A 23504-nucleotide genomic window follows, 5' to 3' on the forward strand; every position below is an offset into this window, starting at 1 on the left:
CCCCCATCGCCCGGCCCCCCGCCGACACGCTATCGCTCCGCTGTCCGACGTATGGCCGGCGCCTGCCGCCGGCTCCCCCGCCGACGCCCGCGAAACGATGCTATGCATAGGCGACCGCCCGGCGTCTGTCATCGGACACCGCGCCGCCACGCAACTGGAGGTCCGCCTTGGGCGAGACGATCACCCTGAAGAGCCGCCACGACGGGTTCGGGCTGTCGGCCTACCATGTGAAGCCTGCCGACGCCCGGCGCGGCGGGCTGCTGCTGATCCAGGAGATCTTCGGCGTCACCGACCACATCCGCGAGCTCGCCGACGGCTTCGCGCAGGACGGCTACGAGGTGATCGCGCCGGCCTTCTACGACCGCCTGGAGCCGGGTTTCGAGGCCGACTACGGCCAGGACGCCATCCAGAAGGGGATCCGCTACGCCACGGCCACGCCCTGGGACCAGGTGGCCGGCGACGCCCAGGCGGCGATCGACGCCCTGCAGCCGCCGGTGTTCGTGGTCGGCTACTGCTGGGGCGGGGCGGCGACCTGGCTCGTCGCCTGCCGCTGCGAGGGCGTGGCCGCGGCCTCGGCCTTCTACGGCCGGCGGATCAGCGAACTGGTCGACGAGACGCCCAGGGCCCCGACCATCCTGCACTTCGGCAAGACCGACGCGTCCATTCCCATGGAGAAGGTGGACGAGATCCGCGCGAAGCACCCGGAACTGCCGGTCTATGTCTACGACGCCGGCCACGGCTTCAACTCCGACCGCCGGACCGACTATCACGAGGACAGCGCCCGCCTCGCCCGCCTGCGCACGCTCGCCCTGTTCTCCCGCAGCGGCGGCGGCAAGGGCGAAGCCTGAGCGGCGCCGCGGCTAGTCCTTCACCTCGATCGCCCGCCTGACCTCGGGATGGCGCTCCAGGACCCGCACCAGCAGGGCCTGGGCGGCCAGGATGCCGATGCCGGCGGCGTAGCCCGAGAACACCCCGGCCGGATAGCGGCCGCCGTTCGCCGCGCTGCCGATTTGCCAGTACATGAACAGCGCCGCCCCGGCCAAAAGCCCGATGCCGATCACCACCGAGCCCGCGGTCTGGCCGAAGCCGGCGTTGAAGCTCATCCAGACATAGCGGGCGAGCCCGCGTCGGAGCCGGCCCACCGCCAGCGGAATGGCGAGCGACAGGAACAGGAAGCCGGCCGGCCAGACCAGGGTCCGCTCGGCGATCAGGGACAGGCTGCCCGGCAGGCGCTGGAAGGCGTCCAGCACGGCGCCCGCGTAGATCAGGCACGCGGCGGCCACCGTGATGTCCTGCATCCGGCGGAAGTTGGTCCAGGCGCGCGTATAGGCCATCGCCCTCCATAATGCCCCGCCTTGCGGCGGGCGTAAGGCGCCGTGTGCGGAGCGCGCGCCGGCGGCTCGCCGCCGGCTTCCGGCTTGGCTATGGTCGAGGCGCCCGTGAAGACCGCCCTCCCCCTCGCCCTGGCGCTCGCCGCCCTCGCGGCCCCCGCGTCCGCGGACGAGGCGGCGTGCTGGTACGAGAACGGCGTGCTCGTGGTCACCGCCGAGGTGGCGGGCTACGTCGGCGACTACATCCTCGACACCGGCCAGGCCGCCACCCAGCTCGCCGAGACCCAGGCGCTGGAGATGGGCTACGTCCAGCCGGCCGTGACCGGCGAGGTCCGGCTGGCGGGCCTGCGCCTGCCCGCCCGGCCCGTGCAGGTGGCGGACCTCGACGTGCGCACCGGCCTCTTCCCCACGCCGATCGCGGGCGTGATCGGCGCCGACGTGCTGAGGGACCATGTTCTGGACGTGAGCTTCGCCCCGTGCCGGGTGCGCCTCTCCGCGCCCGGTCGCGCCCCGCGCTTCTCCGGCGCCCGCCTGCCGCTGGCCTGGGCGGAGGGGCGTCCGGTGACGCTGGCGGGGGCCGCCGACGGCCCCACGGCGCTCAGGGGGCCGTTCGTCGTCTCCACCGGCCTGGACGCCCCGGCGCGGCTCTCCGAGGCCCTGGCGGCCGCGCCCGGCGCGGAGAAGCCCACCGAACTCCTGCCCTACGGCGTCCTGCGGCCCCGGCTCGCGGCGCTGTCGTTCGGCGACGTGCTGATCGCGGACGTCCCCGCCGGGCTCATGAAGCCCGAGCCCGACGCGATCGCCGGCGCCGTGGGCGCCCCGGTCCTGGCGCGCTTCCGGCTGCGCTTCGACTTCCCGGCCGGCGTCCTGGGCCTCGCCGCGGCCCCCTGACCCCGATGTGAAAAGGGCCCCGGTTTCCCGGGGCCCTTTCCTTGTCGCCTGTATCCGCCGCCTAGTGGGCGACGTTGCGCCAGATGCGGCGGTAGCTGAACCACAGCAGCACGGTGAAGATCAGCAGGTAGATCATCGCCGCGAAGCCGAACTGCTTGCGCTCCTGCATCTTGGGCTCGGCGGCCCAGGTCAGGAAGGCGGTCACGTCCTTGGCCTGCTGCGCCACCGTCGACTTGGTGCCGTCGTCGAACGACACCTGGTCGGGTTGGATCGGCGGGGCCATGGCCAGGAAGCCGCCCGACGGCACGTGCCCGTGGTCGCCCGCCCAGTAGGCGGTCAGGTCGCCCGGGAAGTACTCGTTGTAGTAGGAGCCGGCCGGCACCGTCAGGCCCGCGGGCGGCGCCACATAGCCGGTCAGCAGCGAATAGATGTACCGCGGCCCGCCGGAGCGCGCCTTGGCGATCACCGAGAGATCCGGCGGCATGGCGCCGCCGTTCGACGCCCGCGCCGCCGCCTCGTTGGCGAAGGGCGAGGGGAAGCGGTCGGCCGAGGTGGCCGGGCGCTGGATGACGTCGCCGGTCTCGGAATCGATGTCGTTGACCTGGATGTCCTTGGCCAGCGCCTTCACATAGGGGTTGTCGTTCGGGTTCGGGTACTTCGGGTCATAGAACGGCCCGCCCTCCTGACCGAGGTTGCGGAACGACAGCAGGTTCATCGCGTGACAGGCCGAGCAGACCTCGCGATAGACCTTGTAGCCCCGCTGGAGCTGGGCCTGGTCGAACTTGCCGAACGGGCCTTCGAAGCCCCAGGAGACGGCCTTCGGCTCCTTCGGGTGCGGGGCCGAAAGCGCCGGGCCTGCGATCAGGGCGAGCCCAAGCGCCGCGAGCGCGGAAACTTTGCGCAGCATCTGAGGCTCAACCCCTCTTTTCAGGCGAAGCCACGGCGCCCGCGGGCGTGGTGGCCGGATGTGACAGGACAGGCGCCGAGATCGAGTCCGGAACCGGCAGCGGGGTCTCGGTGAGGCCCAGGATCGGCAGGATCACGACGAAGTAGGCGAAGTAGTAGGCGGTGGCGATGCGGCTCAGCCAGACGAAGCTGTTCAGGTCGGCGTCGAACAGCTGGAAGGTCGACAGGCCCGGGATCACCGGATCGTCCGGCAGCTTGGCGCCGCAGTAGCCGAGCACCAGGCAGGCCACCACGAAGATCAGGAAGTAGAGCCGGGCCGTCGGCCGGTAGCGCATGGAGCGCACCTTGGAGGTGTCCAGCCACGGCAGGACGAACAGCACGCCGATGGCGCCGAACATCAGCAGCACGCCGCCGAGCTTGTCCGGGACCGCCCGCAGGATCGCGTAGAACGGCAGGAAGTACCATTCGGGCACGATGTGCGTCGGGGTCACCAGCGGGTTGGCCGGGATGTAGTTGTCGGCGTGGCCCAGGATGTTCGGGTTGTAGAACACGAAGCTCGCGAACATCAGGAAGAACACCGCGATCGCGAAGCCGTCCTTCACCGTGTAGTACGGGTGGAACGGCACCGTGTCCTCGGCGGACTTCACGTTCACGCCGGTCGGGTTGTTGTTCCCCGGCACGTGCAGCGCCCAGATGTGCAGTCCGACGACGCCGGCGATCATGAACGGCAGCAGGTAGTGCAGCGAGAAGAAGCGGTTGAGGGTGGGATTGTCCACCGCGAAGCCGCCCCACAGCCAGGTGGTGATGGCCTCGCCCACGATCGGCAGGGCGCCCAGCAGGTTGGTGATCACCACCGCGCCGTGGAACGACATCTGGCCCCAGGGGAGCACGTAGCCCATGAAGGCCGTGGCCATCATCAGGAGGTAGATGACGCAGCCCAGGATCCAGAGGATCTCCCGCGGCGCCTTGTAGGAGCCGTAGTAGAGGTTGCGCAGGATGTGGATGTAGACGGCCACGAAGAACATCGAGGCGCCGTTGGCGTGCATGTAGCGGATCAGCCAGCCGTAGTTCACGTCGCGCATGATCCGCTCGACGGAGGCGAAGGCGTGGTCCACGTGCGGCACGTAGTGCATGGCCAGCACGATGCCGGTGACCAGCTGGACCACCAGCATGACCGCCAGGATGCCGCCGAAGGTCCACCAGTAGTTCAGGTTCTTCGGGGTCGGGAAGGCCAGCGCCGTGTCATGCGCCATGCGCACGATGGGCAGGCGCATGTCGAGCCAGCGTTCGAAGCCGGTCTTCGGCTCGTAGGTGGAATGTCCGCTCATCTTGTGATCAGCCGATCTTGACCGTGGTGTCGGTGAGGAAGTCCCAGGTCGGCACTTCCAGGTTCCGCGGCGCCGGGCCCTTACGGATCCGTCCGGAGGTGTCGTAGTGCGAGCCGTGGCAGGGGCAGAACCAGCCGCCGTAGTCGCCGCCCTGGAAGGTCGGCACGCAGCCCAGGTGGGTGCAGGTGCCGATCAGGACCAGCCACTGGGCCTTGCCCGGCTTGTGGCGCGCCTCGTCCGGCTGCGGGTCCGGCATGGAGGCGTTGTCGTCCTTGATGGCCGCGGCGATCTCGGCCGGCGTGCGGTTGCGCACGAACAGCGGCTTGCCGCGCCACTTCAGCACCACCTGCTGGCCTTCGGGGACCTTGCTCAGGTCGAACTCGACGGAGGCGAGCGCGAGGGTGTCGCCCGACGGGTTCATCTGGTCGATGAACGGCCAGGCCAGGGCGCCGACGGCGCCGACCGCGGCCGCGCCTGCGGCGATATGGATGAAGTCGCGACGGCTCGGGTCCCCATCAACGGGGCCCGGAGCGTGCGGATCGGGATTTGCGCCCACGACGGTGTCGGCCACCTAAAGCTACCCTTCGAGTTCGGGGCCCTCGAAACAGGAAGAGGGCGCCCAGCGTTTTGGGCCCTGCCAGAGGTTCTGGTAAGGCCGCAATTGCGGGGCAGGTGTCGGGGCAGGACTTGGTCCCAGGAAGCGTTTGCGAAACCTCGCAAAGGTCTTCCGTGATTCGTCTATCAAGCCCCGGCCTATCCCGTGGCGGTTCGCTTAGAATGCGTTTGGCCCTTTTTCAACCGGACATTCCGCAAAACCTGGGCGCCGCCCTCAGACTGGGCGCCTGTCTCGGCGTGCCGGTGGATGTCATCGAGCCCTGCGGATTCCCGCTTTCCGACCGCGCCGTCGCCCGCGCGGCCATGGACTATGCGGCGCAGGCGGAGGTGAAGCGGCACGCGAGCTGGGCCGCATTCCGCGCAGATCCGCTCCGCGCCGAGGGGCGCATCGTCCTCTTCACCACCCGCGCCGCGGCGCCGCACCACAGCTTCGCCTTCCGCCCCGGCGACGTGATCCTGATGGGCCGCGAGAGCGCCGGCGTCCCCGACGAGGTCCACGAGGCCGCCGACGCCCGCCTCTACATTCCGCTGGTCGCGGGCGCCCGTTCGCTGAACGTCGTCACCGCCGCCGCCATGGCCCTCGCCGAGGCCCTGCGCCAGATGGAGGGCTTCCCGGCGGCCGCGCCGCACTAGCCGCCGGCGATCCTCGCCGGTTTGCGCCGGGGAGGACTTGAGGCTAAGCCGCGCTCATGTCCGCGCCATCCACCCTGCCTGCCGAGATCCTCGACCGCCGCGACCGCGCCAAGGCCTGGTTCGAGAGCCTCCAGACCCGCATCTTCGCCGCCCTCGAGCAGCTCGAGGACGAGGCGCCGGCCGACCTCTATCCCGGCGAGGCCGGGCGCTTCGAGACCCGCCCCTGGACGCGGGAGACGGGCGTCGGCGGCGGCATCGGCGGCCACTTCGCCGGCCGGCTGTTCGAGAAGGCCGGCATCCACACCTCCGCCGCCACCGCCCGCTTCTCGCCCGAGATGGCCGCCCAGATGCCCGGCGCCGACAAGGACCCGTCCTATGTCTCGGCGAGCATCAGCCTGATCGTCCACCCGGTCAGCCCGCGCGTGCCGACGGTGCACATGAACACCCGCTTCCTGTCGACGGCCGAGAGCTGGTTCGGCGGCGGCGCGGACCTGACCCCCATGCTGGACGAGCAGCGCAGCCAGGAGGCCGACGACGCGAAGCTGTTCCACGCCGCCATGCAGGCCGCCTGCGATCCCTTCGATGCCGAGTGGTACCCCCGCTACAAGGCCTGGTGCGACGAGTACTTCTTCCTGCCGCACCGGAACGAGACCCGCGGCGTCGGCGGCATCTTCTACGACCGCCACAACACCGGCGACTTCGAGCGCGACTTCGCCTTCACCCGCGCGGTCGGCGAGGCCTTCCTGGACGTCTATCCGAAGATCGTCCGCCACCGCATGAGCGAGCCCTGGACGGAAGCCGACCGCCAGGAACAGCTCGTCCGCCGCGGCCGCTACGTGGAGTTCAACCTGCTCTACGACCGCGGCACCATGTTCGGCCTCAAGGCCGGCGGCAACGTCGACACCATCCTGTCGTCCATGCCGCCCCTGGTCGCCTGGCCGTAAGGGCGCCTACCGCGCCGCCAGCACCGCCGCCGGCGGTGCGTCCACGCCGCCCGCCTGGGCGCCGAGGCCTATCGCCAGCGCCGCCGCGGCGCTCGCCACGACGATCAGGGTCTGCCAGGTGCGGGTCATGTCCGGTCTCCGACGCCGGCGCCTGCTGCGCCTCGGAGCCCTAAACCCGGAAGTCGGCTAGGCCGTTGCCGTCGCTAGGAAATTTCGGATCCAGCCGGCCACCCGCGCCCGGTCGTCGGGCCGGCCGTAGGTGTGGATCGCGGCGTCCGCCTGCTCCTGGGTGTAGAGGCCGCCGCGGCGGTGCTCGATCAGCGCCACCGCGTACGCCGGCTCGAACTCCGGGTGGAGCTGGATGGAGATCGCCCCGTCGCCGTAGTCCAGCGCCCCCATCGGCGTGAACTCGCTGGCCGCGAAGATCTCCGCGCCCGGCGGCGCCTCCACCACCTGGTCCTGGTGCGAGGCCGGCAGGCGGATCGACTGGGTGTGGTCCATCCACGGCCGCGGCCTCAGCACCTCGTACTCGTGCTCGCCCACGCCCCAGCCCTTCGGCGACTTGACCACCCGGCCGCCGAACGCCTCGGCCATCAGCTGGTGGCCGAAGCAGACCCCGACCAGCGCCGCCTTCCCCCGCGCGGCCCGCAGCCAGGCCTTGGCGTCGGCGATCCACGGCTCGGGATCGTACACGCCGCTGGCCGAGCCGGTGACGATGTAGGCGTCGCACTGGGCGGGATCGGCCGGCAGCACGCCCTCGTCGGCCGCGAAGGTGCGGTACTCGTAGTCCGGCCCCAGCAGCCGGGCGAACATGTCCGGATAGGTCCCGAACCGCTCGATCGCCGGCTTCGGCGGCCGTCCGGTCTTCAGGACGCCGATCCTCAATAGACCATCCCCTGGACGACGGACTTCAGCTTCTCCACCGCGCTCATCGGGTCGTCGATGAAGTCGTGGTCGATCCACCACTCCTCCACCTCGCGCAGCACCTGGCCGACCACCGGGCCCTTGGGCGCGCCGGCCTTGATCACGTCCTCGCCGGTCAGCGGAAACGCCGGCGGGGCCCAGCCCTCGCCCAGCGCGATCATGCCCCGCCACTGCGGCGTCACCGCCGTGCGGTCGGACGCCGCCCAGGCGAGCTTGGCCCGGTCGCGGAACGCCTGGGCGCCCAGGCGGTAGACCGCCCGGCGGATCTCCCTGGGGCTCATCCAGCTCTTGAAGACCGGAGTCGGCGCCAGGGCCGCGACGATCCGGTCGCGGTCGGCGTTGGAGAGCCGCAGCCGCTCGGCGAGCTTGCCGGCCGCCAGCTGGTCGTCGGGCAGCAGCGCCGCCAGCCGCAGCACCGCATCGGTCTCGAACAGCTGCTCCGTCTCGATGGCCACGAGGCCGTCCAGGCGCGCGAGGTTCACGTCGCCGGGGATCACCACGCCCAGAACGCCGGTCTCAGCCATCAGCCGCACGGCCGCGCGCGGGTCGTCGGCGGCCAGCAGCTTCAGGAGCTCGGCGGAGATCCGTTCCGCCGCCAGCCTGGCCACCTGGTCCTTCAGCGCCGTGATCGCCGACAGCGCCTCAGCGTCCGGCTCGCCCTTGCCGTACCAGGCCAGGAACCGGAAGAAGCGCAGCGAGCGCAGGTGGTCCTCGCGCAGCCGCTGCTCGGCCTCGCCCACGAAGACGACGCGGCCGGCCTTGGCGTCCGCGACCCCGTGGCCCGTCGGGTCGAAGATCGTCCCGTCGCGCCGGGCGTAGAGCGAGTTCAGGGTGAAGTCGCGGCGCATCGCGTCCTCCATCCAGTCGGTGGTGAAGGCCACCACCGCCCGGCGGCCGTCGGTCTCCACGTCGCGGCGGAGCGTCGTCACCTCGAAGGGGTGGTGGTCCGCTACCGCCGTCACCGTGCCGTGCTCCACCCCGGTGGGGACCGCGCGGATGCCCGCCGCCTCCAGCGCCTTGGTCACCTGGTCGGGTGTCAGGGTCGTGGCGATGTCCACGTCGTTGATCGGCTTGCCGATCACCGCGTTGCGCACGCAGCCGCCCACGAAGCGGGCGCAGTCGGGGCCGCCGGCGGCCTCCAGCGCGTCCAGCACCACCGTGGTCTCGGGCCTGGCCATCCAGGGACGCTGTCCGATCGTCTCGCTCATCGGGGGGCCGGGACCTGTTTCTGGTAGTGACCTTCGCTGACGCGGCCGTCCGCGGTGACCTCGCCGGGGACATAGACCTCGCCGCGGTTGTCCCTATGGAACAGCGGGGTGGCGAGCAAGCTGAGGCCGAACAGGATCGCGCCTGCGGCCGCCAGCCAGGCCCAGGGCGTCGCCCCCATCTCCCGGCCGTTGCGCCGCGCCCAGGCGGCCCAGACGAACCAGATCACGAAGGGAAGCGCCACCAGGACGGCCCGGATGAGCACGATCCTAAGCAACGGCGGCCCCATAGAGCCGGTCGTAGAGGGCCCGCAGCATGCCGGCCGTGGCGCCCCAGATGAACCGGTTCTCGTGGGTCATGGCGTAGAACCGCCGCCGCTCGCCGGTCGGCAGTTCGCGCTCGTGCTCCTCGTGGTTGCCGGGATCCATCAGGAAACCGAACGGCGTCTCGAAGATGTCGGCCACCTCGTGCGGGTTCGGGGTCAGCGAGAAGCCGTGGGCCACGAAGCCCACCACCGGGGTGACCAGGAAGCCCGTCCCGGTCCGGTACGGCGTCGACAGCCCGGCCACGGAGACGAAGCTCGGATGGAGGCCGATCTCCTCCTCCGCCTCCCGCAGCGCCGTCTGCCACGGCGTCTCGCCCGGATCCTGCCGGCCCCCGGGCAGGGCGATCTGGCCGGTGTGGCGGCGAAGGGTGTCGGAGCGCCGGGTGAGCAGCACCGAAAGCCCATGCTCGCGCTCCACCAGGCCCACCAGCACCGCGGCCGGGGTCAGCGCCTGGTCCGGATGCGGCCGCTCCGGGTTGAGGTCGAAGTCCGAGCGCATGACGCCGTTGGCCGGCGCGTGCGCCTCCAGCGGGTCCAGGTGCCGGGCGATCCAGGCGCGCAGGTCGTGCGAGGGGGACATGGCGTTCACTGGGCCGGCCCGATCGGAAACCAGGCGCCGTTCGACGCCACGCCGAGCGCTCCGTCCCGGGCCTCCGCCATCTCGGCCAGCTCGTAGAACACCGGCCGGGCGATCAGCGCCTCCAGCCCGCGCCGCACGTGCACATAGGGCCGTGGCTCGCCGTCTGGGCCGGTCTCCACGCGGATCGGGTTCTCCGGCCCGGCCTCCACGGTGTCGCCGACGTTGGTGGTGAACCGTAGCGCCCCGTCCTCACGGTCCACGGCCACCGCCACGAACGGCGCGTCATCGACGGTGATCTTCAGCTTCTCCACGGGCGTCACCAGGAAGATCCCGTCCGGGTCCTTCCGCAGGATGGTGGAGAACAGCCGCACCAGCGCCTCGCGCCCGATCACCCCGCCCTCGTGGACCCAGGCGCCGTCCTTCCTGATGACGATGTCGATCTCACCGGTGTGCGCCGGGTTCCACAGGTGCACTGGCGGCAGGCCGCGCCCGGGCGCCTGCGCCGCTTCCGCCACGCGATCCAACGCCTTGCCGTCCCGAACATCCGCCATGGTGTGAAGGTAGGGCTCCGGCTGCGTCGTCTCAACGCCCTTCCTTTCCCGCCGGAGGCGCGAGAGGGCTGCGTGAGGGCAGATCAACATTCAATCCTCGCGCCGCGGGTTCGCGCCCCTTCCTCCTCGTTGGAGGAAGGGCTGTTTCAGAGAGTCCCTCGGCGCAGCTCAGAGCGGCGAGAACGTCCCCGCGGGCGCCGGGGCCTGTCCGTTCAGCCGCCGGGCGAGCACCCGGCGCTGGTCGACCGGGCCCGGCAGGCGGACGTCCGCGGCCAGCCCGGCGGAGAACCCGAACCGCTCGAAGTAGGGCTCGTCCCCCACCAGCACGACGAAGGCCTCGCCGGCGGCTTCCGCCGCCTGGCAGGCGCGCGCCACCAGCCGGCCGCCGAGCCCGGCGCTCCGCTGGTCCTGCTCCACGGCCAGCGGGCCCAGGAACACCACCGGCCGCCCGCCGACGCGGACCCGCCACATGCGCACCACGCCCAGCAGCTCGCCGTCGTCCCAGGCGCAGAACGACAGCTCGGGTGCGAACTCGGCGATCTCGCGCACCCGCTCCGACGACTTCACGAACCGGCCGGGCCCGAAGGCGCGGTCCAGCAGGGCTTCGATGCGGTCGGAATCGGCCAGTTGCTCGGGTTTCAGGGTGAGCGACGGCGGCGGCGGGCAGAACTCGACGGACATGGGGGCTGCGACCTTCGGAAAGAGCGACGACGCCGCGGGTGCGCTGCAACGCGCGGCCCGCGGGGGAGTTCAGAGCGCCTCAGGCGCCGAGCGTTCGTCGCAGTCGCATGGGTCCGGACTTTCCTGGCCCTTGTCGGAGCCGCGCACATAGGGCCGCCGTCCCCCTGCGTCAACGGCATTGCGGGTGGCCGCGGCGCAAGGCAGGGTCCCGGGCCCATGCCCTCCGAGACGCCGCAGGACTCCGTCCCCTCCGCCCGCGCCCTGCTGCGGGAGCGGGACTATCTCTTCTTCTGGGGCTCCCGCTGGACCGGCAGCTTCGCCGCCCAGATCCAGAGCGTGGCCATGGGCTGGCACATGTATGCGCTCGCCCGCCACACCCGCTCCGTGGAGGAGAGCGCCCTGCTTGTGGGCATGATCGGCCTCGCCGCCTTCATCCCCGTCCTGCTGCTCACCCTGCCGGCCGGCGAGACCGCCGACCGCTACGACCGCAAGAAGGTGCTGCTGCTCTGCCTGACCGGCGAGGCGGCCAGCGTGCTGACCCTGGCGATCGCCACCTTCCACGGCCAGGCGTCCGTGCCCCTGCTCCTGGGCGTCGCGGCCGTGTTCGGCGCGAGCCGGGCCTTCTTCGCCCCGGCCAACACGGCGCTCGGGCCCATGCTGGTGCCCCGCGCGCTTCTGCCCCGCGCCATCGCCTGGAACTCCCTGGCCTGGCAGACGGCCTCCATCGCCGGCCCCGCGGCCGGCGGCCTGCTGGTCTACGCCTCGCCGGCCCACGCCTACTTCACCACCTTCTGCCTCTACCTGCTGACCGCGCTCTCGGTAGTCCTCATCCGCAAGGACGCGCGGCCGAACGTGCAGCCCGGCTCCCGCTGGCGGCTGATGAAGGAGGGCCTGGCCTATGTCTGGCGCCAGAAGATCGTCTTCGGCGCCATCTCGCTGGACCTGTTCGCCGTCCTTCTGGGCGGGGCGACGGCCCTTCTGCCGGTCTTCGCCCGGGACGTCCTGCACGTGGGCGCCCAGGGCTTCGGCATCCTGCGCGCGGCGCCGGCGGTGGGCGCCACCTGCGTCGCCCTCTGGCTCGCCGCCAACCCGATCCGCGCCAAGGCCGGGGCCTTCATGTTCGCCGGCGTCTTCGTGTTCGGCGCCGCGACCGTGGTGTTCGGGGTGTCCAAGCTGCTCTGGCTGTCGGTCGCCGCGCTGGCGGTCCTCGGCGGGGCCGACATGCTCAGCGTCTACGTCCGCCAGACGCTGGTCCAGCTCGTCACCCCCGACCCGATGCGCGGCCGGGTCGCCGCCGTCTCCTCCGTCTTCATCGGGGCGTCCAACGAGCTGGGGGAGTTCGAGAGCGGCGTGGTCGCCCGCCTGCTGGGCCCGGTCGGCGCGGCCATCTTCGGCGGGGTCGGCGCCATGGGCGTCACCGTCCTCTGGGCCTGGCTGTTTCCCGCCTTGCGGAAGGCCGATCGCCTCGAATAGCGTCTCTCCCCATTCATTAGGGAGATTGCACTCATGGGTGTTTTGGATGGGAAGGTCGTCCTCGTCACCGGCGGCGGGAACGGCATCGGGCGCGATTGCGCGCTCATCGCGGCGCGCGAAGGCGCCAAGGTGGTGGTCAACGACCTGGGCGGCGGTCTGAAGGGCGAGGACGAGGGCTCCGCGGGCCCGGCCGAGCAGGTGGCCCAGGAAATCCGCGCCATGGGCGGCGAGGCGGTCTCCAACTCCGACAGCGTCACCAGCTACAAGGCCGTGCAGGGCATGGTCGAACAGGCGCGCGACACCTTCGGCGGCCTGCACGCGGTCATCAACCCGGCCGGCATCCTGCGCGACGTGATGTTCCACAAGATGAGCGAGGACGACTGGGACCGCGTCATCGACGTCCACATGCGCGGCTCGTTCAACGTCTGCCGCGCCACCATCGAGCTGTTCCGCGAGCAGCAGGACGGCGCCTACATGCTGTTCACCTCCACCTCGGGCCTGTTCGGCAACATCGGCCAGGCCAATTACGGCGCGGCCAAGATGGGCATCGCCGGCCTCTCCCGGATCATCGCCATGGAGGGCGCGCGCAACAACGTCCGCTCCAACTGCATCGCCCCGGTCGCCTGGACCCGCATGACCCAGTCCGTGCCGATCAAGGACGAGGCCCAGGCCGAGCGCCGCAAGGTGATGGCCGAGAAGATCCGCCCCGACCAGCCCGCCCGCTTCTCGGTGGCCATGGTCTCCGACGCGGCGAAGCACGTCTCCGGCCAGATCTTCGGCGTCTCCGGCGAGAACATCATCCTCTATTCCCAGCCCCGGCCCATCGAGACCTGCTCGAAGACCGACGGCCAGGAATGGACGGTGCAGAGCATCCTCAGCGAGGCGGTGCCGCAGATGGCGCCCAAGTTCTACGACCTGAACCGCGCCCCCGTCTCCGCCCAGCCCCCGCAGAAGCAGCCGGCGTAGCCGAACCCGCTCCTCCCCCCGCTCACGGGGGGAGGAGCTTTGACACTAGAGCCTGTGCAGCCGCTCCCACTCGTCCCGCGTCAGCTCCCAGTAGACGCTGCGCCGGACGGTCCCGTCGGGGCGCGTCACGTCGCGCTCGCCCATCCGGCGGAAGCCCGCCGCGTCGATGCCCTTCTGCGAGCGGATATTGTCCAGCGCCGCGGTCAGGCACATCAGCCGCACGCCCAGGTGCTCGAAGATCCAGCCGAAGCTGCGCGCCATGCCCGTCCCGCCCTGGCCGCGGTTCTGCAGGTCCGCGCGGATCGCCCCGGCCAGCTCCGCCGACGACCGCTCCGGCCAGACCGCGATGTGGGAATAGCCCGAGACCTCTCCGGCCTCGTCCAGGGTGACCAGCAGCAGCGCCTCGCCCGCCAGCCGCCGGGCCTGGTTCTCCGTCACCCAGCGGGTGACGCTCTCCGGCGTGATCGGCCGGGGCAGGTCGTAGATCCAGTCGGACACGGCCGGGTCGGCGAGCAGGGCCACCAGCCCCGGCACGTGCTTCAGCTCCGCCACCGCCCTTCCCGGCCCGAGCCCCGACAGGTCCGCCTCGCGCACCGCCCGGCGGATCGCCTCGGCCTCGGCGTCCGGGGCGTGCAGCACCGTCTTCGGCGGAAAGCTCACGCCACCGCTTCGCCCTCCGCCGCCAGGCGGAAGAGCGCCTCCCCGTCGAGCCTCCGGACCGTCCACTCGGTCATCGCCCCGGCCCCCAGGCTGTCGTAGAAGGCGATCGAGGGGGCGTTCCAGTTCAGCACCGCCCACTCCAGCCGGCCCAGGTCCGCCTCGACGCACCGCTGGGCGAGCCTGCGGAGCAGCGCCTTGCCGGCTCCCAGGCCGCGCGCCTCTGGCTCCACGAACAGGTCCTCGAGGTAGATGCCCGCCCGGCCGCGGAAGGTGGAGTAGTTGTAGAACCACAGCGCGAAGCCCACCGGCTGGCCCTGGTGCTCGGCGATCTCGCAGAACGCCCGGGGGTTCTCGCCGAACAGGTCGCGGCGGATGTCGGCCTCGGTGGCCTCCACCTCGTGCAGCAGCCGCTCGTACTCCGCCAGGTCGCGGATGAACTGCAGGATCAGCGGGGCGTCGGCCGGGGTGGCCACGCGGACGTTCACGCTCATGCCTTACGCGTCCACGCCGATCTTCACGCCGGGCGGCAGCACGCTGTCCTCGGGGACGAAGAAGTCGGGCATCAGGGGCTGGCTCGGGTCCACGCGGTACTTGTCGAAGTCCCGCTCACCCTCCGCGTAGAGGAAGGTGTCGTCGATCAGGAAGTTGCCGGTGAAGCTCCGGGACGGCTTGCTGAACACCGCATGGGCCGCGTCCGCCATGATCTCCGGCGTCCGGCAGCGGCGCATCCCCTCGTCGCCGGCGAGCGCGAACCTGATCGCCGCCGTGGCGATGCCGGTGCGCGGCCACAGCGCGTTGAACGCGATGCCGTCGCCCCGGAACTCCTCGGCCATGCCCAGCACGCACATGCTCATGCCGAACTTGGCCATGGTGTAGGCCACGTGCGGCGCGAACCACCGGGGGCTCATGTCCAGCGGCGGCGACAGCATCAGCACGTGCGGATTGGCGCTGCGCTTCAGGTGCGGGATGCAGGCCTTGGAGGTCAGGTAGGTGCCGCGCGCATTGATCTGGTGCATCAGGTCGTAGCGCTTCATCTCCGTGCCCAGGGTGCCGGTGAGCTGGATCGCCGAGGCGTTGTTGACGCAGATGTCGATGCCGCCGAACCGGTCCACCGTGGCGTCCACCGCCGCCTGCACGCTCGCCTCGTCGCGCACGTCCACCACCAGCGGCAGGGCCTGGCCGCCGGCCGCCTCGATCTCCTCGGCGGCGGTGTAGATGGTGCCGGGCAGGTGCTTGTGCGGCTCGGCGGTCTTGGCCGCCACCGTGACGTTGGCGCCGTCACGCGCCGCGCGCAGCGCAATGGCCAGGCCGATCCCGCGGCTCGCCCCGGTGACGAAGAGGGTCTTGCCCTGCAGCGACATCACGCGGGCTCCCGGGTCTTCGTGAAGTCCGGCGGCCGCTTCTCGGCGAAGGCGGCGAAGGCCTCGGCGGCCTCCGGGGACTTCAGTTGGGCGGCGAACAGCCGGCCCTCCTCCTGGTAGCGGGCCTTGATCGGCTCCGGCTCGCGGCGCATCAGCGCCTTGGTCGCCGCCACCGAGGCCGGCGCCCGGGCCGCCACGGCCTCCGCCGCCGCCCGCGCCCTGGCCCGGAGCTCGCCGGCCGGGACCACCGCATTGGCGATCCCCCAGTCGACGGCCTTCCTCGCGTCCACCGCCTCGCCCAGCACGAACATCGCGAACGCCCGGGCGTGGCCGATGCGGGCCGGCAGCAGCATCGACGACGCCGCCTCGGGCACCAGGGCCAGGTTCACGAACGGCGTGGTCAGCAGCGCGTCCTCAGCCACATAGACCAGGTCGCAGTGCAGCAGCATGGTCGTCCCCACGCCCACGGCGCGGCCGTTCACCGCCGCCACGATCGGCGTCTTCGCCCGCTCCAGGGCGTTCAGCAGCGGATTGCCGCCCTCGCGGGCCTGGTTGGCCGAGGCGTCGCCGCGGTTCACCGCCGCGAAGTCGCCGAGGTCGTTGCCGGCGGTGAACATGTCGCCCTCGGCCTGGATCAGCACGCAGCGCACGGCCGGGTCCGCGTCCGCCGCGTCGATCCCGTCGGCCAGCGCCTGGTACATGGCCCGCGTCAGGGCGTTCTTCTTCTCCGGCCGGTTGAGAGTCAGGGTCAGCACCCCGCCCGACGTCTCCGAAACCACATGCCCGGTCATCGCCGACCTCCTCCATGAACTTACGCCGTCAAGCTTAGCGCCTCCCCGCCGCGAAGAGCCAGCCGCCCGCAGGGCAAAAAGATCGAACCACGGAAGACACGGACCACACGGACGGCCCGCCAACTCCAGCCCCGTCCGTGTATTCCGTGGTTCCTTTCCCTACGCCGCCCGGTACCAGTCCACGCCCTGGGCGTCGCGCTCGCGGACGGCCTGCCCGCGGGCCAGCAGCCAGTTGAGGTGCGCCAGGCTCTCGCCGGTGGCCAGGCCCAGCAGGCCCCCGTCGATCCGGCGCCGGAACAGCACATGGAAGACGTCCACCGCCCGCTTCGGCTCGGCCAACGTCTGGCGCAGCCGGGTCAGCCCCCGCTCGTGGCCGCCCACCAGGTGGTCGATCCGCGCGTGCAGGCCGTGGAACGGGTCGTTGTGGGCCGGCAGCACCAGCACGTCGTCGGGCACCCGCGCCTTGATCCGCTTCAGGGACTCCATCCAGTCGGAGAGCGGATCGCCCTCCGGCTCGGTCGGGAACACCGCCACATTGGACGAGATCTTCGGCAGCACCTGGTCGCCGGAGATCATCAGCTTCAGCTCGGGGCACCACAGGCAGGCGTGCTCGGGGCTGTGGCCGGAGCCCACCACCACCTGCCAGACATGCGCGCCGATCCGCACCTCGTCGCCGTCGGTCAGTCGCTGGAAGCTGTCCGGCAGGGCGTGCAGCCCGCGTCCGAAGCCGCCGAACCTCGCCCGGTAGGTCTCGATGGCGTCGTCGTCCCAGCCGGCCGCGCGGTAGAAGCTCAGCGCGTCGGCCGGCGCCTCGCGCCCGGTGTCGGCGGCCAGCGAGCGGCACATCAGGAATTCGAGCCGGCTGATCCACAGCCGGCACTGGAACTTGCGCGTGATCCAGCCGGCCATGCCGATGTGGTCGGGGTGCATGTGGGTGACGAACACCCGCGTCACCTTCCGTCCGCCCAGGGCGCCGGCGAACGCCGTCCGCCAAGCCTGCGCCGTCTCGGGCGTCGAGATGCCGGTGTCGACGATGGCCCAGCCGTCGCCGTCCTCGATCGCCCAGACGTTGATGAAGGCCAGCGCCCCGCCCAGCGGCATGCGCAGCCACTTGACCCCCGGCGCCACGTCGATCGCCTCGCCGGGCCTGGGCCCGTGCTCGAACGGATAGGTCAGCTTCGGCCGCGGATGCTCGGGAATCGCCGCCGTGTCTTCAAGTCCGTCCCGCAACGCCTCACTCCCCTGGCCACGCCCGCCATTGTCCGACGGCGCCCGCGGGGAAGGCAACGGCCCGGATGCGCGCCCTTACGCCGCCAGCCGCGGCGCGAAGCGGTCGACCCAGCCCTGCAGCTGCTCGACCTTGGCCATGCCCGACTGCCGCGCAGCCACCTTGCCGCCCTGGAAGGCGAACAGCGCCGGGATGCCCTGGATGCCGAAGCGGCGGGCGAGGTCGGGGTTGGCGTCCACGTCGATCTTGATGAACCGCGCCCGAGGCTCCAGCGCCTGGGCCGCCCGCTCGAACACCGGCGCCATGGCCCGGCACGGGCCGCACCACTCGGCCCAGAAGTCGACGATCAGCGGCAGGTCGCTCCTGGCCAGGTGCTTGTCGAACCGCGCGGCGTCCAGCGCCACCGGCTGGCCGGTGAACAGGGCCTGCTTGCAGCGTCCGCACTTGGCCGCCTGTCCCAGCCGGTCGGCGGGCAGGCGGTTCGTCCCATCGCAATGGGGGCAGACCACGTGTAGGACTTCGGTCATTGGGGACCTCCGGAACTAGCGCCACATCTGGGGAACCCGACCGGAGTTTCCAAGCCGCCGCGCCGGATGCTAGGCGCAGGCGCCATGTCAGCCCCCCACCGCCTCTGGCTCGCCGCCAGCCACCACAAGGCCTTCCTGAACGGCGGCTGGGCCTTCGTCCGCGCGGTTGGCGCCGAGGTCTCCGGCGCGGCCGGCGGCGACCGCCGCACCACCCCGGCGAAGACGGCGCTGGCGGGCCTCCTCGAGGCGCTGAAGGATCTCCCCGCGGGCGAGGCCGTGCTGCACGTCGGCGCCGACGACGCGGCCCTGCTCGCCCCCCTGTTCGGCGGCGAACCGCCCGCGGAGGCCGACGTCGCCGGCTACGCCCCCGCCGTCGCCGCCCTGGCGGCCCGCGCCGTGCGCCTCGCGAAGCTCGCCGACCCCGCCGGCACGCCGCTAGCCTTCGCCCGCGCCTGGGCGGACCTCGCCTCCGACAAGGCGAAATCCACCGGCCCCTTCCGCGCCACAATCCCGAAGACCAACCTCGCCAGGGTCCAGGGGCTGTAGCCGCGCGAGGAGCAGGGCTCCGGATCCGCCACCTACGCCGGCAGCGGATCCTTGTCCGCCAGCCAGGCCCGCAGCGCGCGCAGGAACGGCAGGGCGTCGCGGAACTCCTTCTCGGTGAACCCCTCGCGCAGCCGCTCGATCTTCGGCTGCAGGCCGGCCATGGCCTGGGCGTAGGCCTCCCGGCCCGCCGGCGTCAGCCAGACGCGCCGGCGGCCGCGCTCGGCCGGGCCGTGCTCTACCTCCACGAGCTTGCGCGCCCACAGCCGCTGCAGGGTGCTGGTCAGCCCGCCGCCCTGCGCCTGCAGCGCCTGGGCGATCTCGCCGGGCGACGCCCCGTCCGCCCTCCGCGCCAGCAGGTTCAGCACCTCCCACTGCGGATAGGTCAGCCCGACCGGCAGCAGGCGCGAGATGGTGGCCCGCGCCAGATGCTCGATGGAGCGGATCTCGTCGAAGACCTGCACGTCCAGGCGCTCGTCCCGTTCCGGCGGCATGCAGTCCCTCCTCACGCTCCAGCTTCCCACCGCAGGTGGGAAGTCGCGTAACGCCGGTCAAGGTTCGCCCCGCGCGGAATGCGCCGGCCGCCGGCTCAACCCGCGCGGGTGAAGTCCAGCGGCTCCGCCACCGGCGTCCACGGCCGCGGAGCGCCCGGCCGCTGCCAGCGGGGGCGCTCCGGATCGCGGACATGCAGCCAAGCGCGGCTCGCGTCCTCGAAGCGCATCGCGCCGAGCACGCCGGTTTCGTAGGCGCCGGTGTCGAGGCCGATGCGCGCGGGCGTCACCACCGGCCGGTCGTCCTCCCAGGTGTGGCCGTGGACGATCACCTTCTCGAACGGGCCCCGGGCGTCGAGGAACTCGCGGCGGATCCACAGGAGGTCGCGCGCGCTCTGCCGGCGCAGCGGCTCTCCGGGCGCCACTCCGGCATGGACGAAGGCGTAGTCCCCGACCAGCGCCATCAGGTCGAGGGTCTGGAGCAGGCGCAGGTGCGAGGCCGGCATCCGCCGCAGCAGCTCGTCGCGGGCGGCCACATAGGCCTGCGCCGGGCTCGCCGGCGTGGGCGGCTCCACCCCGTAGGAGAGAAGCGTCGCGGCTCCGCCGAACGCGATCCACGGCGCGCCGTCGGCCGGCGCGTCCAGGAACGTCAGCAGCGCCTCCTCGTGGTTGCCCTTCAGGATGCAGACCCCGAAGGGCGCGCGGGCCTTGAGCAGGCAGAGCGCCTCCAGAACCCGGGCGCTGTCCGGCCCGCGGTCCACATAGTCGCCCAGCAGGATCAGGGTCGGCGCCGCGCCGTCGGCGGCGTCCTCGCCCAGCCGGGCAAGCAGGCCGATCAGCAGGTCGTAGCAGCCGTGGACGTCGCCCACCGCATAGATCCGCCGCCCCTCGGACCGTCCCGCCGCGGCGCCCGTCCAGCTCCGCTTCGGCGCCCGGCCGGACACCTGGACCAGCTTGCCGCCGGGTCCGGCTCCGAAGCGGGCGATCGGCGCCCCGCGATCCCCGGCCGAGGCTCCCGGCCAGCGGGAGAGGGCCTGGGCGATCTGGGCCTCCACCTCCTCGAGGACGGCGGCGAGGTCCCGCCGGGCGGCCGCCCGCAGGGTTTCGGTGTCGACACGCTGGAGCATGCCCCACCTCTGCGCCTCGCCCCTTGAACCGCGCCTGAACGGAGCCTTGGCGGCGCCTTCGCCGGCGCCTTGCCAATATTCGAATATCCGGTACGAATCCTTCCCATAACCAAGCAAGGCGCGCCACCCGAGCGACGCCGGGGAGCGGGGAATGCTGGACTGGGGAATATCGCGTCGCGGCCTGATCGGCGGGGGCGCCGGCCTGCTGGCGGCGGGCGCCGCCGGGGCCCAGGGGGCGGACGGCGCGGTCGTGGAGACCACCGAGGGTCGCTACCGCGGCCGGCTCGAGAACGGCGTCCAGGTCTTCAGGGGGATGCGCTACGGCGCCGACACCTCCGGCGCCGGCCGCTTCATGCCCCCCAGGCCCGCCGGGAAGTTCGCCGGGATCCGCAACGCCTTCGAATTCGGTGACCAGGCGCCCCAGCCGCGCACCATCCTGACCGTCCCGGGCCCGATCAGCGAGGACTGCCTGCGGGTCAATGTGTGGACGCCGGAGACCGGCGGCGCGCGGCGGCGGCCGGTCATGCTGTGGTTCCACGGCGGCGGGTTCGAGGCCGGCACCGGGTCCAGCGGGCTCTACGACGGGGCCAACATGGCCAGGCGCGGCGACGTGGTGGTCGTGACGATCAACCATCGCCTGAACGTGTTCGGCTTCTGCGACCTCTCCGACCTTCTGGGACCGGAATTCACCCAGTCCGGCAACGTCGGCTACCTCGACCTCGTGGCGGCCATGGCCTGGGTGCGGGCGAACATCGCCCAGTTCGGCGGCGACCCGGGCAATGTGACCATCTACGGCCAGTCGGGCGGCGGCCGGAAGGTCAGCGTCTGCTTCGCCGGGGCGGAGGCCGACGGCCTGTTCCACAAGGGGATCGTGCAGTCGGGCTCGCACCTGCGGGTCCACACGCCCGAGCAGGCCCGGGCCCTGACCGACGCCCTGCTGAAGCGGCTGGAGATCGCGCCCGGGGACGCGCGCCGGCTGCAGGCGGTCCCGCAGGAGCTGCTGGGCCAGAAGCAGCGCGAGGTGATCGCCGCCGCCGGCTACCGGTTCGAGCCGGTGATCGACGGCGTCTCCTTCAAGGCCGATCCCTGGCTGCCCAATGCGCCGAAGCACACCGCGAAGGTCCCGCTGATGCTGGGTACGACCCAGACGGAGCTCTCGAACCAGCTGGGCCGGGATCCGTCGATCTTCGCCATGGACGAGACGGCGCTTAAGGCGCGGCTGGCGAAGACCATTCCGCCCGAGGCGGTCGACGAGGCGGTGCGGGTGTTCAAGGCCTCGACGCCGTCCGGCTCGACGGCGGAGATGTATTTCAAGATCGCCTCGTGGCGGGCCTACATCACCAACGCCACGACGATGGCCGAGCGGCGCCACGCGCTGAACGGGCGGGCCAATCCGACCTGGGTCTACCAGGTCACCTGGCGCTCGCCGGTGCAGGGGGGGCGGCGCTTCTCGGAGCACACCATCGACCTGCCCTTCATGTTCGACAACGTCGCCCGTGCGCCGCACCTCACCGGGCCGGAGAGCGCCGGGACGAGGGCCATGACCGACGCCATGGCCAACGCCTGGCTGGCCTTCGCCCACAAGGGCGATCCGAACCATGCCGGCCTTCCGAAGTGGCCCACCTACGACACGGCCACCCGGCCGGTGATGCTGTTCGACGCGCCGCCGAAGCTGGCGAACGATCCCTTCCGCGAAGAACGCCTCCTCATGGCGCGCTTCCCCGCCGTGCGCGGCGGCAGCTAGGAGCCCGAAGATGACGACGTCAAACGCCAGCCGGCGCGCCGTGCTGGGCGCCGCGGGCGCCTCGCTGTTCATGGCCGGGGTCGCCCGCGCGGCGACCACCGACATCTTCCCGATCGTCGAGACGACGGACGGCCGGCTGCGCGGCCTGGTCTCCGGCGGGGTCAAGGTCTTCAAGGGCGTGCCCTACGGCGCCGACACCTCCGGCCGGAACCGCTTTCTGCCGCCGCAGCCGGTGAAGAAGTGGGCCGGCGTCCGCGACGCGCTGGACTACGGGAACGTCTGTCCGCAGATGCCCGGCGACCGGCGGTCGGACTACGCCAACCTGATCTTCCTCGACTACCAGCCGGGCGGAATGGGAGAGGACTGCCTCAACCTGAACATCTGGACGCCCGAACTTTCGCGCTCGGCGAGGAAGCCGGTGATCGTCCGCTTCCACGGCGGCGGCTTCTACGGCGGGTCCAGCAACTCCCCCGGCATGGACGGCGAGATGCAGGCGCGGCACGGCGACTGCGTGGTGGTGAGCGTGAACCACCGCCTGTCCGCCTTCGGCTTCCTTCACGTGGCCGACAGCGGGGCGCCGGCCGAGTTCGCGCAGAGCGGCATGGCCGGGATGCTGGACCTGTCCGCCGCGCTGCGCTGGGTGAACCGCAACATCGAGGCCTTCGGCGGCGATCCCGGGCGGGTGCTGATCATCGGCCAGTCCGGCGGCGGAGCCAAGGTCAGCGGGCTGATGGCGATGCCCTCGGCGAAAGGGCTGTTCCACCGGGCGGTGCAGATGAGCGGCGCCATGCTGCGGGTCGCGCCCCGCGAACGGGCCAAGGCGACGGCGGACGCCCTCCTGAAGGGCGTGAACCTGTCCGGCGGCGACATCCGCAAGCTGCAGGCCATGCCGTTCTACGACCTCCTGTCCGCCCAGGCCGACCTGGAGGCGGCGCAGCGGGCGCGCGGCGAGGCTCCCAACGCCTTCACCCCGGTGCTGGACGGCGTGGCCATGCCCCGGCATCCCTTCGACCCCGACGCCCCGGCGATCAGCGCCGACGTGCCGATGATCATCTCCACGACCCTGGACGAGCGGACCTACCGGCAGCGGAACTTCGACGAGACCTGGGAAGCCGTCACGAAGATGCTCGCCGGCCGTGTCGGGGACCGGGCGGCCGAGGTGCTCGACCTCTACCGCCAGGAGGATCCGAAGGCGTCGCCCTACCTGATCCAGTCGCGGATCATCAGCGACCAGGGCCGCGGCGCGAGTTTCGCCATGGCCGAGCGGAAGGCGGCGCTCGGCGCCGCGCCGGCCTATGTCTACCTCTGGAAGGCGCCGAGCCCGGCCTGGGGCGGCCGCTACGGCGCGACGCACGGCGTCGACGTCGGGCCCAGTTCGCGCGAGGTGCGTGGCGCGCTCCAGGGTCCGAACCCCACCAGCGCGCGGCTTGCCGACGAGCTGTCGTCGGCGATCGTGGCCCTCGCCGCGACGGGCGACCCGAACACCGCAAGGCTGCCGCGATGGACCCCATACGACGCCGCGACCCGCGCCACCATGGTCTTCGATGAGCCGGCCAGCCACCTGGAGCCGGACTATCGCGGCGTCTTCCGCAGGCTGTGGTCCGCCGCGCCGGTGAAGCCGGAGGGTGCGGTGCTGGGCGGGAGCGACTAGGGCCGTTTATGTCTTCGGGGTCACGCC

The 23504-nt window shown here is 71.8% G+C and carries 28 protein-coding genes; 9 read left to right on the forward strand and 19 right to left on the reverse strand.

Annotated elements, in window-relative coordinates; all coding sequences use genetic code 11:
* Window positions 1-167: 167 nt before the first annotated feature.
* Window positions 168-848 carry a dienelactone hydrolase family protein gene (locus tag V7Z97_RS14015; RefSeq protein ID WP_334164051.1) on the forward strand — a complete coding sequence of 227 codons (681 nt, stop codon included), beginning with the start codon at window positions 168-170 and terminating at the stop codon, window positions 846-848.
* A gap of 12 nt (window positions 849-860) precedes the next feature.
* On the opposite strand, the gene V7Z97_RS14020 is transcribed toward V7Z97_RS14015, so the two are convergent.
* On the reverse strand, window positions 861-1334 hold the full coding sequence (locus V7Z97_RS14020) for a hypothetical protein (protein ID WP_334164052.1): 474 nt from the start codon (window positions 1332-1334) through the stop codon (window positions 861-863).
* 105 nt (window positions 1335-1439) lie between these two features.
* On the opposite strand from V7Z97_RS14020, the gene V7Z97_RS14025 reads away from it, so the two are divergent.
* Window positions 1440-2222: a hypothetical protein gene (locus V7Z97_RS14025; protein WP_334164053.1), complete on the forward strand. Its 783-nt coding sequence runs from the start codon at window positions 1440-1442 to the stop codon at window positions 2220-2222.
* A 61-nt stretch (window positions 2223-2283) separates the two neighbouring features.
* Here V7Z97_RS14025 and V7Z97_RS14030 read toward each other — a convergent pair whose 3' ends face one another.
* The 3 genes from V7Z97_RS14030 to petA are packed head-to-tail and all read right to left on the reverse strand — an operon-like array spanning window position 2284 to window position 5027.
* Window positions 2284-3129: a cytochrome c1 gene (locus V7Z97_RS14030; RefSeq protein WP_334164054.1), complete on the reverse strand. Its 846-nt coding sequence runs from the start codon at window positions 3127-3129 to the stop codon at window positions 2284-2286.
* 7 nt (window positions 3130-3136) lie between these two features.
* Entirely contained in the window at window positions 3137-4456 is a 1320-nt protein-coding gene (locus tag V7Z97_RS14035; protein WP_334164055.1) for a cytochrome b, read from the reverse strand.
* Window positions 4457-4463: 7 nt separating this feature from the next.
* Window positions 4464-5027, reverse strand: coding sequence for a ubiquinol-cytochrome c reductase iron-sulfur subunit (gene petA, locus V7Z97_RS14040; protein WP_442958039.1), 564 nt, complete (start codon window positions 5025-5027; stop codon window positions 4464-4466).
* Window positions 5028-5233: 206 nt separating this feature from the next.
* Here petA and V7Z97_RS14045 point away from each other — a divergent pair, with 206 nt between their 5' ends.
* Entirely contained in the window at window positions 5234-5704 is a 471-nt protein-coding gene (locus tag V7Z97_RS14045; RefSeq protein WP_334164056.1) for a tRNA (cytidine(34)-2'-O)-methyltransferase, read from the forward strand.
* A gap of 56 nt (window positions 5705-5760) precedes the next feature.
* Window positions 5761-6648, forward strand: a complete 888-nt coding sequence (gene hemF, locus V7Z97_RS14050) for an oxygen-dependent coproporphyrinogen oxidase (RefSeq protein ID WP_334164057.1) — start codon at window positions 5761-5763, stop codon at window positions 6646-6648.
* Window positions 6649-6654: 6 nt separating this feature from the next.
* Here the strand turns inward: hemF and V7Z97_RS14055 are convergent, their stop codons facing one another.
* From V7Z97_RS14055 to V7Z97_RS14085, 7 genes are all read right to left on the reverse strand, one after another.
* Window positions 6655-6777, reverse strand: a complete 123-nt coding sequence (locus V7Z97_RS14055; protein ID WP_334164058.1) for a hypothetical protein — start codon at window positions 6775-6777, stop codon at window positions 6655-6657.
* Window positions 6778-6834: 57 nt separating this feature from the next.
* Window positions 6835-7533 (reverse strand): type 1 glutamine amidotransferase, encoded by a 699-nt coding sequence (locus tag V7Z97_RS14060; protein WP_334164059.1) that lies wholly within the window; start codon window positions 7531-7533, stop codon window positions 6835-6837.
* Window positions 7530-8780, reverse strand: a complete 1251-nt coding sequence (locus V7Z97_RS14065) for a CCA tRNA nucleotidyltransferase (protein WP_334164060.1) — start codon at window positions 8778-8780, stop codon at window positions 7530-7532. The genes V7Z97_RS14060 and V7Z97_RS14065 overlap by 4 nt, the downstream gene beginning before the upstream one ends.
* Window positions 8777-9055: a hypothetical protein gene (locus V7Z97_RS14070; RefSeq protein ID WP_334164061.1), complete on the reverse strand. Its 279-nt coding sequence runs from the start codon at window positions 9053-9055 to the stop codon at window positions 8777-8779. Before V7Z97_RS14070 ends, V7Z97_RS14065 begins: the two co-directional genes overlap by 4 nt.
* Window positions 9048-9683, reverse strand: a complete 636-nt coding sequence (locus tag V7Z97_RS14075; RefSeq protein WP_334164062.1) for a CoA pyrophosphatase — start codon at window positions 9681-9683, stop codon at window positions 9048-9050. Before V7Z97_RS14075 ends, V7Z97_RS14070 begins: the two co-directional genes overlap by 8 nt.
* Window positions 9684-9688: 5 nt before the next feature.
* Entirely contained in the window at window positions 9689-10234 is a 546-nt protein-coding gene (locus V7Z97_RS14080) for a DUF1285 domain-containing protein (RefSeq protein WP_334164063.1), read from the reverse strand.
* 168 nt (window positions 10235-10402) lie between these two features.
* The gene (locus tag V7Z97_RS14085; RefSeq protein ID WP_334164064.1) at window positions 10403-10915 is read right to left on the reverse strand and encodes a GNAT family N-acetyltransferase; all 513 of its coding nucleotides are present in this window, start codon (window positions 10913-10915) and stop codon (window positions 10403-10405) included.
* A 216-nt stretch (window positions 10916-11131) separates the two neighbouring features.
* Here V7Z97_RS14085 and V7Z97_RS14090 point away from each other — a divergent pair, with 216 nt between their 5' ends.
* Window positions 11132-12388, forward strand: coding sequence for an MFS transporter (locus tag V7Z97_RS14090; RefSeq protein WP_334164065.1), 1257 nt, complete (start codon window positions 11132-11134; stop codon window positions 12386-12388).
* Window positions 12389-12421: 33 nt separating this feature from the next.
* A complete protein-coding gene (locus V7Z97_RS14095; protein WP_334164066.1) occupies window positions 12422-13354 on the forward strand; it encodes an SDR family NAD(P)-dependent oxidoreductase in 933 nt (310 codons plus the stop codon).
* Window positions 13355-13399: 45 nt separating this feature from the next.
* Here V7Z97_RS14095 and V7Z97_RS14100 read toward each other — a convergent pair whose 3' ends face one another.
* From V7Z97_RS14100 to trxC, 6 genes are all read right to left on the reverse strand, one after another.
* A complete protein-coding gene (locus V7Z97_RS14100; RefSeq protein ID WP_334164067.1) occupies window positions 13400-14014 on the reverse strand; it encodes a GNAT family N-acetyltransferase in 615 nt (204 codons plus the stop codon).
* A complete protein-coding gene (locus V7Z97_RS14105) occupies window positions 14011-14505 on the reverse strand; it encodes a GNAT family N-acetyltransferase (protein ID WP_334164068.1) in 495 nt (164 codons plus the stop codon). Before V7Z97_RS14105 ends, V7Z97_RS14100 begins: the two co-directional genes overlap by 4 nt.
* Before the next feature lie 3 nt (window positions 14506-14508).
* Window positions 14509-15375: an SDR family oxidoreductase gene (locus V7Z97_RS14110; RefSeq protein ID WP_334164069.1), complete on the reverse strand. Its 867-nt coding sequence runs from the start codon at window positions 15373-15375 to the stop codon at window positions 14509-14511.
* A complete protein-coding gene (locus V7Z97_RS14115) occupies window positions 15375-16166 on the reverse strand; it encodes an enoyl-CoA hydratase-related protein (protein ID WP_334164070.1) in 792 nt (263 codons plus the stop codon). Before V7Z97_RS14115 ends, V7Z97_RS14110 begins: the two co-directional genes overlap by 1 nt.
* Window positions 16167-16325: 159 nt before the next feature.
* The gene (locus V7Z97_RS14120) at window positions 16326-17396 is read right to left on the reverse strand and encodes an MBL fold metallo-hydrolase (RefSeq protein WP_334164071.1); all 1071 of its coding nucleotides are present in this window, start codon (window positions 17394-17396) and stop codon (window positions 16326-16328) included.
* A gap of 75 nt (window positions 17397-17471) precedes the next feature.
* The gene (trxC, locus tag V7Z97_RS14125) at window positions 17472-17921 is read right to left on the reverse strand and encodes a thioredoxin TrxC (protein ID WP_334164072.1); all 450 of its coding nucleotides are present in this window, start codon (window positions 17919-17921) and stop codon (window positions 17472-17474) included.
* An 84-nt stretch (window positions 17922-18005) separates the two neighbouring features.
* On the opposite strand from trxC, the gene V7Z97_RS14130 reads away from it, so the two are divergent.
* Window positions 18006-18467, forward strand: a complete 462-nt coding sequence (locus tag V7Z97_RS14130) for a ribonuclease H (protein ID WP_334164073.1) — start codon at window positions 18006-18008, stop codon at window positions 18465-18467.
* 32 nt (window positions 18468-18499) lie between these two features.
* On the opposite strand, the gene V7Z97_RS14135 is transcribed toward V7Z97_RS14130, so the two are convergent.
* Together V7Z97_RS14135 and V7Z97_RS14140 are read right to left on the reverse strand one after the other, a co-directional pair.
* Window positions 18500-18958 carry a MarR family winged helix-turn-helix transcriptional regulator gene (locus V7Z97_RS14135; protein WP_334164074.1) on the reverse strand — a complete coding sequence of 153 codons (459 nt, stop codon included), beginning with the start codon at window positions 18956-18958 and terminating at the stop codon, window positions 18500-18502.
* A 95-nt stretch (window positions 18959-19053) separates the two neighbouring features.
* Entirely contained in the window at window positions 19054-20082 is a 1029-nt protein-coding gene (locus V7Z97_RS14140; protein ID WP_334164075.1) for a metallophosphoesterase family protein, read from the reverse strand.
* A gap of 151 nt (window positions 20083-20233) precedes the next feature.
* Between V7Z97_RS14140 and V7Z97_RS14145 the strand changes: the two genes are divergently transcribed.
* Complete coding sequence (locus V7Z97_RS14145; RefSeq protein WP_334164076.1) at window positions 20234-21826, forward strand: carboxylesterase/lipase family protein; 1593 nt, start codon at window positions 20234-20236, stop codon at window positions 21824-21826.
* A gap of 10 nt (window positions 21827-21836) precedes the next feature.
* Entirely contained in the window at window positions 21837-23477 is a 1641-nt protein-coding gene (locus V7Z97_RS14150) for a carboxylesterase/lipase family protein (protein WP_334164077.1), read from the forward strand.
* The last annotated feature ends 27 nt before the right edge of the window (window positions 23478-23504 follow it).

Origin of the sequence: Phenylobacterium sp. (genome assembly GCF_036821595.1) — a bacterium.
In the GTDB taxonomy this organism is placed as follows: Bacteria; Pseudomonadota; Alphaproteobacteria; order Caulobacterales; family Caulobacteraceae; genus Phenylobacterium.